At 49.6% G+C, this 13,575-nt stretch carries 15 protein-coding genes; 6 read left to right on the top strand and 9 right to left on the bottom strand.

The window, feature by feature from the left end; genetic code table 11:
- Positions 1-139 precede the first annotated feature (139 nt).
- The gene (gene padC, locus ABXR35_RS18905) at positions 140-637 is read right to left on the bottom strand and encodes a phenolic acid decarboxylase (RefSeq protein WP_367063599.1); all 498 of its coding nucleotides are present in this window, start codon (positions 635-637) and stop codon (positions 140-142) included.
- Between the two features lie 185 nt (positions 638-822).
- On the opposite strand from padC, the gene ABXR35_RS18900 reads away from it, so the two are divergent.
- Positions 823-1,386, top strand: a complete 564-nt coding sequence (locus ABXR35_RS18900; protein ID WP_367063598.1) for a PadR family transcriptional regulator — start codon at positions 823-825, stop codon at positions 1,384-1,386.
- A gap of 198 nt (positions 1,387-1,584) precedes the next feature.
- Here ABXR35_RS18900 and ABXR35_RS18895 read toward each other — a convergent pair whose 3' ends face one another.
- Together ABXR35_RS18895 and ABXR35_RS18890 are read right to left on the bottom strand one after the other, a co-directional pair.
- Positions 1,585-2,433 carry an aldo/keto reductase gene (locus tag ABXR35_RS18895; RefSeq protein ID WP_367063597.1) on the bottom strand — a complete coding sequence of 283 codons (849 nt, stop codon included), beginning with the start codon at positions 2,431-2,433 and terminating at the stop codon, positions 1,585-1,587.
- 225 nt (positions 2,434-2,658) lie between these two features.
- Positions 2,659-3,174, bottom strand: a complete 516-nt coding sequence (locus ABXR35_RS18890) for a DUF2179 domain-containing protein (protein ID WP_367063596.1) — start codon at positions 3,172-3,174, stop codon at positions 2,659-2,661.
- A gap of 220 nt (positions 3,175-3,394) precedes the next feature.
- Here ABXR35_RS18890 and ABXR35_RS18885 point away from each other — a divergent pair, with 220 nt between their 5' ends.
- Entirely contained in the window at positions 3,395-3,736 is a 342-nt protein-coding gene (locus tag ABXR35_RS18885) for a sigma-70 RNA polymerase sigma factor region 4 domain-containing protein (protein ID WP_367063595.1), read from the top strand.
- A complete protein-coding gene (locus tag ABXR35_RS18880; protein ID WP_367063594.1) occupies positions 3,688-3,921 on the top strand; it encodes a hypothetical protein in 234 nt (77 codons plus the stop codon). Before ABXR35_RS18885 ends, ABXR35_RS18880 begins: the two co-directional genes overlap by 49 nt.
- Here ABXR35_RS18880 and ABXR35_RS18875 read toward each other — a convergent pair.
- The 6 genes from ABXR35_RS18875 to ABXR35_RS18850 form a co-directional block, all read right to left on the bottom strand.
- Positions 3,912-4,337: a MaoC family dehydratase gene (locus ABXR35_RS18875; protein ID WP_367063593.1), complete on the bottom strand. Its 426-nt coding sequence runs from the start codon at positions 4,335-4,337 to the stop codon at positions 3,912-3,914. The genes ABXR35_RS18880 and ABXR35_RS18875 overlap by 10 nt on opposite strands.
- Positions 4,338-4,516: 179 nt before the next feature.
- Positions 4,517-6,190 (bottom strand): FAD-dependent oxidoreductase, encoded by a 1,674-nt coding sequence (locus tag ABXR35_RS18870; protein ID WP_367063592.1) that lies wholly within the window; start codon positions 6,188-6,190, stop codon positions 4,517-4,519.
- 37 nt (positions 6,191-6,227) lie between these two features.
- Positions 6,228-7,901, bottom strand: coding sequence for a DUF4127 family protein (locus tag ABXR35_RS18865; protein ID WP_367063591.1), 1,674 nt, complete (start codon positions 7,899-7,901; stop codon positions 6,228-6,230).
- A gap of 495 nt (positions 7,902-8,396) precedes the next feature.
- On the bottom strand, positions 8,397-9,224 hold the full coding sequence (locus ABXR35_RS18860) for a carbohydrate ABC transporter permease (protein WP_436669394.1): 828 nt from the start codon (positions 9,222-9,224) through the stop codon (positions 8,397-8,399).
- Positions 9,225-9,274: 50 nt separating this feature from the next.
- Positions 9,275-10,159, bottom strand: coding sequence for a carbohydrate ABC transporter permease (locus ABXR35_RS18855; RefSeq protein ID WP_367063589.1), 885 nt, complete (start codon positions 10,157-10,159; stop codon positions 9,275-9,277).
- A 160-nt stretch (positions 10,160-10,319) separates the two neighbouring features.
- Positions 10,320-11,654 carry an ABC transporter substrate-binding protein gene (locus ABXR35_RS18850; protein WP_367063588.1) on the bottom strand — a complete coding sequence of 445 codons (1,335 nt, stop codon included), beginning with the start codon at positions 11,652-11,654 and terminating at the stop codon, positions 10,320-10,322.
- Positions 11,655-11,803: 149 nt separating this feature from the next.
- Here ABXR35_RS18850 and ABXR35_RS18845 point away from each other — a divergent pair, with 149 nt between their 5' ends.
- The 3 genes from ABXR35_RS18845 to ABXR35_RS18835 all read left to right on the top strand — a co-directional run bounded on the left by ABXR35_RS18845 (position 11,804) and on the right by ABXR35_RS18835 (position 13,493).
- Positions 11,804-12,292 (top strand): hypothetical protein, encoded by a 489-nt coding sequence (locus tag ABXR35_RS18845; RefSeq protein ID WP_367063587.1) that lies wholly within the window; start codon positions 11,804-11,806, stop codon positions 12,290-12,292.
- A 64-nt stretch (positions 12,293-12,356) separates the two neighbouring features.
- Positions 12,357-13,163 carry an HNH endonuclease gene (locus ABXR35_RS18840; RefSeq protein ID WP_367063586.1) on the top strand — a complete coding sequence of 269 codons (807 nt, stop codon included), beginning with the start codon at positions 12,357-12,359 and terminating at the stop codon, positions 13,161-13,163.
- A gap of 102 nt (positions 13,164-13,265) precedes the next feature.
- The gene (locus tag ABXR35_RS18835) at positions 13,266-13,493 is read left to right on the top strand and encodes a hypothetical protein (protein ID WP_367063585.1); all 228 of its coding nucleotides are present in this window, start codon (positions 13,266-13,268) and stop codon (positions 13,491-13,493) included.
- Positions 13,494-13,575: the final 82 nt, after the last annotated feature.

Here is a 13,575-nt window from a genome sequence, read left to right as displayed (position 1 = left end):
GCCCAAACAGCCCTGCACCAAATACAACCTCACACGTAGCACATACGTGTCACTATATACAAATAGGCGCTGCCGCTTCCTTTTTACAGGAAAGCAGGCAGCGCCTTAATTATTCAACTATACTAGATTAGATATAATATTAAGACTGTTTCAGCGGACGACCTGCGCGAATATCGTCGGTCATACCAGCATATGGAGCCAGTGCGATGACTTCTTCATTGTCCACGCCTGCATTTTCGATAAAGGTAATATCGGCAAATTCAGGAACGACGTATTTAGGATACGTTTCGTATTTCAAGCGGGATTGCTCCATCAGATCGATATGATCATTTTGGTAACAAACTGTGATTTCTGGATGTTCATGCACCCATTTCGGGAAGAAAATAATGCCGTGCATCCGTTTCTCGTCCGGCATAAAATTCAGCGATACATCTGTACCTGTCGGTTCAGTCCAAGATACTTTATACACGCCTTGCGTCAGTTTGACCAGATCGACTTCCTGATCACGTACCCAGCGTCCAGCTACCATACCAGAGTGAATCCGGTAATCGATCGTATGATCGTTTTTGATATAGATCTCATATTCCCAGCCGTTTTCATACGTATAAATCATATGACTGCCTACAAAATTGTCCATTGTACAGCACCTGCTTTCTGGAATTGGTGTTGCTTGAGGAAGGAGTAAACGAAATCTTTTGAAGGTCACTCGCTATTCCTCAACATGCAAACATGTAAATATCAACATGTTTATCTTAACACTTTAATATGATATGGTCAAATGTAACGAATGTACATGAAAATTCACTAAAGGAGCTACTATCCATGCGCGTATTAAAATATGCCATTCTCGGTCTGCTATATCGTCAGGAATATAGCGGCTACGATATAACTACACAATTCAAAAAGGAAATAGGGCAGTTTTGGAGTGCCAAGCACAGCCAGATTTACCCAGAGTTGCGCAAGCTGGTGGAGGAGGATCTAGTCCATTTCCGTACCCAAATTCAAGGCGAAAAGCTGGAAAAGAAAATGTACACCCTCACAGATAGCGGGCGGCAGGAGTTGCTGGCGTGGGCAGCGTCGCCGGAGCCTTTGCCGGAAACGGAAAAGGATGCGTTTATGCTGAAGATGTATTTTATCCATACGCTATCGCGAGAGGAAGCAGCAGCCTTGTTTGGCGATCAACTGCGGCAACGTCGGGAGAAGCTGACGAATTTGCAGCAGGAGTATGAACAGCTGTTGCCGATATTCGGTACAGGAGATACAAAGGAGCATACGATGACCTTTGACCACCCGTATCTGGGGCATTATCTGGTGCTGACCAAGGCAATGGCGCGTGAGCAGAGCTACGTACAATGGCTGGAGCGTCACATGCAGTTGTTTGCATAAAGGTACTGGATAACGAGCGAAATGAAACCAAGTCTGTTTCACAGCAACGGTGTGATGGCGTACTTGCGACAATGGTCTAGCTTTATCAGCAGGTTTTTTTCATAGCAGAAAAGGCACCCTCATTAGGATGCCTTTTCTGTGTGTTTATATAGCTATTACGGTATATTCAGCACCTATATTCTCGATGCTACATTCCGATCAAAACTCTTCATATTCCGCCGGGTCCTGATCCCATAGACGCTTGTTATCCTTGCTAAATGCCGAGATGGTTTGCATCTGCTCGTCAGTCAGCTCAAAGTCGAAGATGTCCAGATTCTCCTGCTGGTGCTCGCGCGATCCAGCTTTGGGAATCGGAACGGCGCCTAGCTGTGTATGCCAGCGCAGAATGACTTGCGTTGGCGTTTTGCCATGAGCGTCGGCGATTGCCTTCACTCCGGCATCCTCCAGCACACCCTCACCGCGTCCGCGACCAAGCGGGCTCCACGATTCGGTAATGATGCCATGCTTGTCGTTGGCAGCACGCTGCTGAGTCTGTTCAAAATACGGATGTAGCTCTACCTGATTGAGCACTGGCGCAACGCCCGTTTCCTTGATTATGCGCTCCAAATGCTCGGGTAGGAAGTTGCTGACACCGATGGAGCGTACATAGCCGCGTTTTTGCGCTTCGATCATCGCTTGCCATGCCTCCACGTATCGATCCTGCTTCGGATTGGGCCAATGAATGATATATAGGTCAAAATAGTCCAACCCCGTGCGCAGCAGCGATTCTTCAATCGTTACCAGTGCTTTGTCGTACGCATGATGCCGTCCGGGCAGCTTGGAGCAGATACGTAGCTGGTCGCGCGGCACTGAGCTTTCCCGTACAGCACGTCCGACTGCGCCTTCATTCTCATAGTTAAACGCCGAGTCAATCAGTCGATACCCGACTTCAATCCCCTGCTTGATAGATTCGACACCGTTATAACCGTTAAGCGAGTAAGTACCCAGCCCAATCGCTGGAATGTCCAGTCCGTCGTTCAATGTCTTGGTTGGAACCTGACTTGGCATATGATAAATCCTCCTTATTATAATGAATGACGATAGGTCCTACCCTAGCACTTTAAACATATAGGTATACGAAAGAAACCCATCTTTTTACATTCAAGATGGGTTTCGAGTATGGATCAATCACTATATAACTGTAATCAAACTAGCATAGCAGGCAATCCCGCAATGGAGCTACCTTGTTATACGACGATAATACAAGCCCGTATTCGCCGTCAGCACGTCCATTCAACGCTTGATCGCCTTCGTCCAAAATCCGCCGTGAAACTCGCGCGGCTCTACCATAATCACAAACGCCTTCGGATCAATCTCCAAAATGTTCTTGTACAGATTCTCACGGTTTTTGCGTTTGGCAAGAATCTCCATCATGATGCGTTCGCCATCGCGACCGTGACCGATCCAGGCGGTGACGCCGTAGCCTTTGTCGCGCAGTACTTCGGCGAGACGGTAGTTAGGCGCGTCGCTAATTACCTTGACGGTAATATAACCAAGGGCAATTTTCTCCTCAATCCACGAACCAAGCAGAATCCCCATACCATAACCAACCGCGTACACAACCAGACTCACAATCTGATCCAAGTAGCTGAGCACCATATTCAAGCCCAGTACATAAATGACGACCTCCACTGTGCCGATACTGGCAGCCACATACTTCTGACCTTTGAGCGTCAGAATGGTACGCAGCGTATACGCCGTTACATACACTATTTGAATCGCAAAAATAAACAGCAAAATCGTAAACATGTCACCAAAACACCTTTCCGGGCCATTCCCCTCAGCTTGCTTGCGTGCAGCAGCGCACGCTCGCACAAAACCACCGTCAGAGCAGCAAGATTCCGCCAAAAATCATCTCATTTTCAGCTATGGAACCGATGGACTGCCTGCGCCACAGTCCTCTTTTAATAGTAAAATAAGAACATAAGTTCCCTTATATGGAAATTATATCACAAAGGAGTTGAACATCATGTCCGTTACTCAACCGTTAAGTGAACAGTACAGGCAGCGGCTACGGCAGGCGTCCTGGCGGATGCAGTACCGCGCCAAAACCAGATTATATCATGAAACATTACATTTGAATGAGCAAATCCAACCATTTTCCACAAAAATGGATGAAATGGAGTCTATTATTGTGCAGGAATGGATTCATAGCCTGCCTTGGGATAACGCAAGACACATTATGATCGGTCTGTATATCGACGGTCAAAATGAGCAAGAACTGGCAGAACAGCTGCACATCAGTCAACAGGCGGTGAACCGATGGAAACGCAAAAGCTTGCAATTCCTCTCCCAGACGAACAATTTGTAACCCTGCTAGAACAGGCGCGCCGTCCAGATGGACAGCAAGCGATGTTGGAGCTACTCAACTATTATGAGCCAGAGATGCGCCAGCTCAGCCGTTATATGCACATGGCGCCGGAGGATGCGATGCAGTCGCTGCGGCTGGAACTGATTGAGCTGCTCAAGGAACAACCGCCGAATACTTACGCCTGAACCAGCGCGGATAATTCTGCGGCGAAAACCTGTTCTTCTCGTTCATTAGAGGTAGAGAGCAGCACCGTCACAATGCCGGTTTCTCTGCGTCTAGGCTGGACGTCGAGTACTTTGACAACTGTATGCAGTACATCGCCGGGAAAGACGGGACGAATGAATTTGATATTGTTCATGGCGGTTCCAGCGATTACATCTTCGCCGTAGCTGCCTGTTTCTACCCACAACTTAAACGATACCGCCAGCGTTTGGATGCCGGAGGCGATAATGCCACCGAATCGTCCGGCGCTGGCTTTTTCCTTGTCCAAGTGCATATATTGCGGATCGTATTCCGAAGCAAAAGCATGGATATTGTCATCCGTTATCGTTAATGTACCGGTCTCAAATGTCTGACCGATATAAAATTCGTTCAACTTCATCTCTCGCACCTCTTACGTATCATATAGCGGGCTATAGAAACCCGAACCCGGTTAAGTATGCGTGTTTTGTGCTGTTCTCGTCAACGCTTTGTTGCATACCACTGCCGTTTCATTTCTGTATAGCAAAGGCCCCCTGCATGCAGGAGGCTTATGCTTGTACTCTTTTGCAGCTATTCCGATTAGGATTGTGGCGGTTGAAGCACTTCTTCTTCTACTTCTTTTGGCCAATGCAGCTGTACGCCACGATCGGTTAGCAACTCTTGGTAACGGCTGACATGCTCGCTGGAAGCGTACACCTCCTGTGGTGTCAATTCATTAGCGATTGCATACGCCGCCAGATAACCTGCCGCTTCACCAATATTCCATTCGACCGGATGCAGGCGGTAGCAGCCCCCAGCAATCTGGGTCATGCTGATATTTTTGCAGGCAGGCAGTAGATTTTTGACGCGTACCGGAATCAGCGAGCCGAGTGGAATCTCGAATGGATAATTCGGAATGTAAAAGGTACGATGCGTCTTCACGGTCGGATGCAGGTCAAGCGAATAGCTGCCGATCCCGACGCTATCTTCATACCGCTTAATGCCCTGCTCTCCGCGTAACTCCTTGCTCACATCATGCTCTGTGATCGTATACATGCCCTTAATACGGCGCGATTCACGGATATATGGCGATTTGGCAAGCCCATCCGTTGTACCGAGAATATCGCCGCGCAAACGAATACCCGGATAGCCCTTGCCGCCGTCCAGACGGGGCGCTTCGGTTTGCAGCCAGTAGACAAGAGATAAGGTCAGTTGACGCGCGCTTTCCAGATTCGGTAGGCGCTCTTGCAGTGGTACACCCGTAACCGGACCCGCGTAATAGTCGTTCATCGCCCAGTTGAGCAGGCTGACCTCAGCGCTTAGCTTTTCCGTCCAGATCGCTGGGTCGACGATGCGGCGATAATCCCACAATGATGTCACGCCCTGCTCATTCGGGAACAAGGTGAATTCCTTGAGCTTGCTCGTATCGTTGGCATCTGTCGCGTACCAGCTCAGAATCGGATACTCGGAGAAGGATGGCTTGTACGCTTTCCAGTAGTCGTATTGCTCTGGCTTGTCGATCGTAAAGTCGCCACCTTCGATATAATCGACTGCCGCTACATGAGTGATCGACTGCATATCTAGAGGCTCAGCTTCATCCAGCGCATGCGGTTCATCCGTTTGTGACTTGGACTCGGCGCCACTCACATATTCAGTGCCGCTCAGTTCCAGCAAATCACCCTCATCTGTACCATCCAGATAGTAGGAGCCGATCAGTGTGGAATAGCGGGAATCACAATCTCCGGTATGACGCACCGTTACGGATACAATCTCATCATGCTGTGTGACAGCCTCTACTGGTTCGGTATGATATAACACTTCAATGCGTCCCGTATTGATATACACCGCTAGCATATCCTCTAGCACCTGTAGCGCAATCTTCGGTTCATGCGCCAATCGACTCACCCAGCCGTTGCCGGGGTTCAGGATCGGGTTCTCCAGCGCTTCTTCAGTCAGTGGATAGTTGAGACGATAATATTCGCGCACCCGTTCACGGAATTCGATAAACGTACCCGGTGCGCCGATGCCTTTTTCAATCCAGCGGTGTTCATCCGGTGGTACCGCCTGCGAGGTCAGCTGTCCGCCAATCCAGTCGGTCGGTTCGGTCAAAATAACCTTCAAGCCCTGACGTGCAGCTGCCAGTGCGCCTAGCGTACCGCCAAGACTCGCACCGATCACGATCACATCGGCTTGTAGAGTGCGATAGCCGGTTGGCGGCTGATTCGTCGTTTGTACAATTGGTTTTGGTGAATGGGAATGATGATGTTGGTTCATCGTATGGTGCTCCTTTCGGCTAATCATATAATAGTAGTTATTGAAGTCGGACAGATAGCCCAACTTCAAACATGCGGTTCCACGGCATATAGCAGTCCCGTATTTCGATCGTATGCCCTTCCTGAGTCAGATAACGGGCGATGAATTGCTCCAATCCGCTACGAACCATCTCAGAGACAAGTCCGCGCGGTCCATCTAGGCGGAATTTATCAAGCCCTAGCTCCTGAATTGGACCATTGCTTAATGCTTTGCGGACGACAGAATCATATCCAAAGTCCTCTACATACCGCAGCGCCAGAAAATGGTCATGACGACGACTGGCGCCATATTGCGCATACAGCATCGATTGCGCAATGACAGTTCCCAGTGTATTGGAGCTAGTATTCCAGCCTGCGTATCCGGCGAGACGGTACAGGATGGCTTTTTGCCGCAGTAGATCCAGCAATTCCAGATCACCGCCATTGGCATAGGCAATATCCGCAATGGCAACGACCGGACGGTGCGGTAATGCTCCATATTCCGCTTCATCTGCTGTTTCATTTCCTGTCTCATCTGTAAAAGAAGCTTCACTTCCCGTCTGCCTTGCGTCTTCAGCAGAACGATATTCAGACAGGACATCCGCTTCTGCATCATGCTCCTGTCGATTCAGCAAGTATGCTGCATATTCCACCAGTTCTACTACGGTACGCTCGGTATCATAGTTGGCGGATGGTGTACCCTGATTGACGGCTTCGCCCATCTTCTCGCCCGGTGTATTCACCAGCAGCACGATATCTGCTTCCGCCGAGCTGTCGGCAACCATCCCACCCGCAGCGATGATCTGGTATTTCAACGTTTCGTATAATCGCCGATCTTCATACGCAGGAATGATATGCGGACCTTCTACTGAACCAAAGCGTGGATACATAAGTGGCACGGCATTGTTCAGCGTATTCACCATCCGTGCAATTAGTGTACATCCGACCTCGTCTGCCCCCGGATACATATACACTCTCGTACCCAACTGACGCTCACGAATACCGGCACGCACCAGCTGCTGATCGCGCGCGGTATAACCATATGGCGCCGAATCGTCCTGTGGGAAAATGAGAAAATCAATCGTACCGTCCGCCACATATTCGAGCGCCAAGCGGTTCGCTTCCCGATTGATCGCACGGCGACCGAGATAGTCGTCCAGCACCTCCTGTGGCAAACGGCTGTTAATGTCATCCAACTCCACTTGTTCATCTGCCGTCAGCGTTTGTACCTCGGATAGATGCTCCAAATATCCTTTGCGGAAAATCTCGCGTCCCCAGTCGGCGTAATAATCCGGCTCCTCATCTGACGACGAATACTGCGGGCAACGCATAATCAGCTGAAAGGCGTAGATGATCAGCTTCGGGTTATTCTCTTTTAATGTGCGAAGATGACGCAGACGTTCGGCGATCTCTTCGCTGCTCCATTCGTGCAACCTCGAAGGAACGATGCCGCCATACAGCAGCGTATCCAGCGACAATACCGCTCCGCTAGCATGTCTCGTTTCCATTTCGGTCCATGTCCACAGTCGGGCCGTGTCGGCAGGCTGCTTTTTCTGACCCATCCATTCAATCGGTGGGCGCAGTGGCTCGTAATCTGTCGACCGAGCAAGCCGATACGGAAAGTTGAAATTGCACGGCCGCTCATCTAGCGGCATGATCACGATTTGTTCCTTGTTACCAATGGTTGTATTCATGATTACGCAGGCTCCTTTGGACGTATGTAATGTTCGCAAACAACAGGGTGTAAGGACATACACTCTACTGCCTGTAAACACACGTACAGGGATGGTAGACAACTTCGACATTCATACAAATTTACCCATAGTTAAAAACATCTGTATTTCCATCCAAACATATTACGAGACAAAAGTAAAATTCCGACCTGCTGCCTTCTACTTCCAACTATCTCATTTAGGAATGTCGGCAGCAGTTTTCACTTTGACATCCAGCACTTGATCGCCCCTCACTGTATATGTAAAAATAAATGGCATATTTACAACCACGATCTTAAAAATATCATCCTCACCCATATCCCCAATCTGTCATACCAATCGATTCCTACTTATCTAGTACTGCATCCAAGCAATGAATACATCCAGATCGCTGCCTATACGATAACTCCATGCTCGCTATAACCATGCAATAACTACTCTACAAACACGCAACAAAAAAAGGGACAGGCGAGTCGCCTATCCCTTTACTGCTCCTGCTAGACCCTCCATATAATATCGCTGGGTGAAAAGGAACACGACGATGATCGGAATAACCGAGATGATCGTGCCTGCCGCAATCCAGCCAAAATTATACGAAAACTGTCCGTTCAAATACGTCAGTGCTGCGGCGAGTGGATATTTCTCCGGGTCGTCCAGTACGACGATAGGCCAGAGGAAATTGTTCCAGAACGCCATCACTTCCAGCAGCATAATTACTGCGATCCCCGGCTTCACCAGCGGCAAGACCAGTTGCCACCAGATGCGCAGCTCAGACGCGCCGTCCATTTTACCGGAATCCCGAATCTCTGGTGGAATGCCGAGAAAGGTCTGTCTCATCAGGAAAATATTAAATACCGATACCGCCGCAGGCAGCACCACACCGAGATACGTATTCCCCAGATGCAGCCACTGAATGGTCAAATAATGCACAATCATCGCAGTTGCCGACGGAATAATCATCGTCGCAATCAGAATCGCAAACACCGTATCTCTGCCGCGAAAGCGGAACAGCGCCAGCGGATACGCCGTCATGCACGACAGTACAATATTACAGACAACCCCTATCACGGTAATGATCACGGTATTCATAATGTAACGCGGGAAATTCATATAGTTCCATACCTGCGCGTAATTAGCGAAATCGATAAACGTCGGCAAGATCGCTGGCGGATTGGAAAAGACATTGCGCCCCGGCATCAGCGATACGCTGAGCAGCCATAGAAACGGGCCTGTCATAAATAGCGCCAGTATGATCAGCAGCAGGTACGTAATCGTGTAATGTAGTGTCTTTTTCACCCGTCGCATCGTGGCAGCGGATGATACGGCATGGTCACGGGAATGCTCCATCGCATTATTCATGAGTACGTCTGCACACCGCCTCTCCGGTTCAGACGGAACACAAAGATGCTAAGTGCGCCAACAATGACGCTCACGATCAGCCCAAGGGCGGACGCATAACCAAAGTTAAACTGCTCCAGACCCTTTTGATAAATATACAGACTCGACGTCAGCGTTGCATTGCCCGGCCCGCCGCTCGTCAGTACGAACATCTCGTCAAAGACCCGAATCGCGCCCATGAGCGAGATCAGCGTACAGAACAGAATATGCGGACGCAGCAGCGGAATCGTAATCCGCAAAATACTTTGCCAGCGGCTCGCCCCGTCGATCATCGCTGCTTCATACAGCTCCGATGGGATGCCTTGTAGTCCGGCGAGGTACAGCACCATGTAGTAGCCAAGCCCTTTCCACATCGTAATGAACATGAGCGCATACAGCGCCGTGCTGCTAGTGGATAGCCAGCCAATTTGCTCCTGAATCACACCGAGCTGCATCAGAATATAGTTGATCACGCCGTTGCTGCTGAACAGCCAGCTCCACATCAGCGCGACCGCTACCATCGAGGTAACGACCGGAATATAGTAGGCGGCGCGAAACGCCTTGATCAGCGGCAAACGGGTATTCACCAGAATCGCCATCAGGATGGAAAGAATCTGGATACATGGCACGATCAGCACATACACAAGCGAATTCCAAAGGGACGTCAAAAAGCTTTTGTCATGTACAGCAGTGACATAATTCTTCACGCCGACATAGTGAGTTTCTCCAATGACCGAATAATCGGTCAGGGACAGCGGAATACCGTATAAAATCGGCCATAGCACAAATACGGCCACAATCAGCAGACCGGGAGCCATAAAAGCCCACGCGGCAAACGTCTCGGTTCTCATCCATCTCATCATGCTCGTTCACCGCCTTTAAAGGGTCAGGTACGTTCTCATTTATAGATGTGACTGTTGACTTGGGTATCGTTGCGACAGCAGGTGTACCATACAACATGGCGCCTGATTGGGCATAGCGCCCGATGCGCATCATACAGCTTCGCAATCGGGCGCTATGGAATTACTGCTTCAGAATTTGATTCACTTCCTGCTCGGCGGTTGCCAGCCCCTGCTGCGGGTCTTTGCCGTTCAGGAAAATTTCCTGCAATTGCACCGCAATTGCGGAGTTGATATCGCTAGCATTCGGCACGCCGACCATATAATCGACCGCCTTGTCCAGACTTTCGGCAGAAGCGACCTTCGCCTGCGACTCCAGCGTATTATCATTCTGGGTAAAATACGCGTCCTTGATCGATTCCTTCGTGCTTGGCAGCGTATTTGCCGCTTTGGAGAAGGAAGTTTGATTGTCCGCATCAGTCAGGAATTTGGCAAATTCCGCTGCCTGCTCCGGTGCGCCCGATTTGGCAGGCACTACCAGATTCATCGTATTGGACAATCGCACATCGGCTTTGCCTGTTGGCAGTGGCACAGCGATGGTATTTTTGTACACATCCGGCGCAGCCGTTTTAATAAAGTTGATAAAGGTTGGTCCTGCGATCTCAAACGCCGTCTGTTCACTGGAGAAGTACTGGATTTGCTTGTCAAAATTGGCATCCTCGCCAACCAGTACTCCCTCCTGAATCAACTGCTGCATATTGCGAATCATCGTCAATGCAGCCGGTGTATTGAAGGCAGCCGCCGTTTTGTCATCATTCAGAATGGAAATACCTTCTACCGGGAACAGCCGCGCAGCAAAAGTGAGTGCATAGCCGCTAGCACCGGTTTTGGCTTTGATCTGACGGGACCATTCGTTCAGCTCATCGCGCGTTTTCGGTGGATTAGCAGGATCAAGTCCCGCCTGCTTCACCAGACGCGTGTTCATATAGAGCACTTCCGTACCGGTATACCACGGCAGCGCATAGGGCTTGTTATCGAGCACCGTCGAATTGAAGATGCCGTCAAAATACGAAGACCGCTCGTCATCACTCAAATATGGTGTCAGATCAGCAAGCGCACCCTTGGACGCCATCTGATTGGCAAATTCGGTATTCAGATTAACCACATCCGGTACGTTGCCACTGGCAATTCCGGTTAATAACTTATTGGAGATCGCATCATATGGATAATCGCTCCATTCGACCGTGACGCCGGGGTGGTTTTTTTGGTATTCTGATATCAGGTTATTAAAATAATCGTTGAATGTCGGTTGCAGGGCAATCGTCCAGAATTTAATCGTTACCCGTCCATCTTCTTCTTTATTACTCCCGGCATCCGATCCACACGAACTGAGCACAGAAGATAATAATGCAGCCAGCAGACACAGTACCGTCAATCGTCTGACTTTTTTATTCACAGGCTTCATTCCTTTCTTGGTATCATCCGGCTTCTTCTGCTCCACCGTTTCCGTACTCTTCATCCTATGTAGCACGAAGTAAAACTTTTCGCCCTTGTCTCGCATTATATCAAATTCAAATGTAACAAAAAAGGGATGAGCAGGAATTAAAAGGGAATCCTGATACAGTACACAGCAACCTTGTTTAATTATCAGCAAAGAAGGTGAGTTAGATGCAAACTGCATGGATTTTGTTAGGAGTCGGGATTATTGCCGTTTTATTCGTACTGGTATGGATTATGCTGATGCTTGCTTCTGGGCAGCGCAGACCACCTAATAATAATACACCGCGTCCGCGTGTCGATCATGATACGAGCCAAGAGACACCTCAGGATGCACCCAATGTCGTTCATCTCGCCTCCTTCCGTCAGCGCCGCAACGGGAAGGGCAAGGAACTAAAGCGCAATAATTCCCAGCCAGAATCGATTTTGAAAAAAGAAAATGTGGCGGAACTGCACAAAAAAGCAGTGCCTGCTACCGTTCGACCATTGCCGCTGTCCAAATCCGGCGATATATCGAGCAAACCGCGTCTGCAAAAATGCTCATACTGCAAAAAGGAAGTGCATCGACTAACCTTTTATGCGACCGATGAAGGCGGATTGGTTGGCGTCTGTAAGGACTGCGAGCCAATTGCCAAGCGTCAGGATCTACTGCCGCTATAATAACGAGCCGAAGCGGACAATCATGATCCATCGTACGTATTTTACAATGAAACAGGTGAGAACGATGCAGCATATACACCAGGAATCACCAGCAGCGACTCACAGCGAGCTGCCGGTAACAGAGCCAGCACAGACTGCTGCACAGGAGACAGCAGATAGCAAAGCTTGTTCCCGCTGCGGCGTTGTGTATCCGCTCTCGCATTATTTAAAGCGAACCGGACGCAAATCAGGACGCTCCCGTCGGCGCGGAACATGCCGCGAATGCCGGAAACAAATCAAAGTCGCTGGGCAGTCTATGCCGAGCACCGCGCAATCAACAGCTGGGCAACGTCCACAGCATCCGTCTGCATCGGAAGTGACACTTCTGCATTCCACTGCCTCTGCGGTTGCGCATGAGACAGATGATCATAGCGCAGCACCGAGGACGGGCATTGTAACGGCGCGTCCCGTGCGCAGCTTACCGTCTATCGAGCATAAAGATATTCGCGGACACGGACTGGATCTTGCCATTCTGCGTCCGACGCGACGCGGCATTGTGCATATGCGCGGGCGGACAGATAAAGGACGTCGCTGGCATCAGGAAACCGATTTGGATACAGCTACTACGCTTGTACGCGAATATGCCGCTGTTGTCGTGAATCGACATACGATCCGTCGTTTGTACAGCAATCGTTCGTTCCGTAAATACATTCTGGAACGTGACCAGTATACCTGCTACTTCTGCGGCGGTCCGGGTGATACCATTGACCATCTGCTACCGCGCGCACGTGGCGGGCATACGACACCGCTGAATTGCGTATGCGCCTGCAATCTGTGCAACCAGACGAAGGCGGATCATGATCTGCACCATTTTATCCAGCCGATGGAATAAGAGGAACGTCTATAGAACTGGTAAATTCCGGTTTTTCCTATTGAAGCCGCTTTCTCCATGCTTTATGATAAGAGCATCATATGCAGAGCGTTGGAGGTTATGATGAACAAATATCAATTTATCTGGTGTGAAGGCGTGCTCGGCTACGGCGGTCTAACTTCACTGGGGGTAATGGCGATGCACTATATGGATCATACCTTTGTCTTGACGCTGCACGGAATCTGGAATGAAGTCTCTCGAACCGTGCCTTTGTTTATGCTGTGCGGATATTTGCTCGGTGAAATGATCTGGCGCTGGAAATCCGCCCGCTCTGAAACGGAAAAACAATAAGGCTCGTTCTGCGCATGGCATCTACGTGATGGTGCCATTGCACATCAAAAAGCAGTCTGTCCGCCATACATGTGGCGAGACC

It is taken from the genome of Paenibacillus sp. JQZ6Y-1 (assembly GCF_040719145.1).
Taxonomy (GTDB): domain Bacteria; phylum Bacillota; class Bacilli; order Paenibacillales; family Paenibacillaceae; genus Saccharibacillus; species Saccharibacillus kandeliae.
Note: the sequence above shows the minus strand (reverse complement) of the source record. Positions and strands in the feature narration are given on the sequence as shown.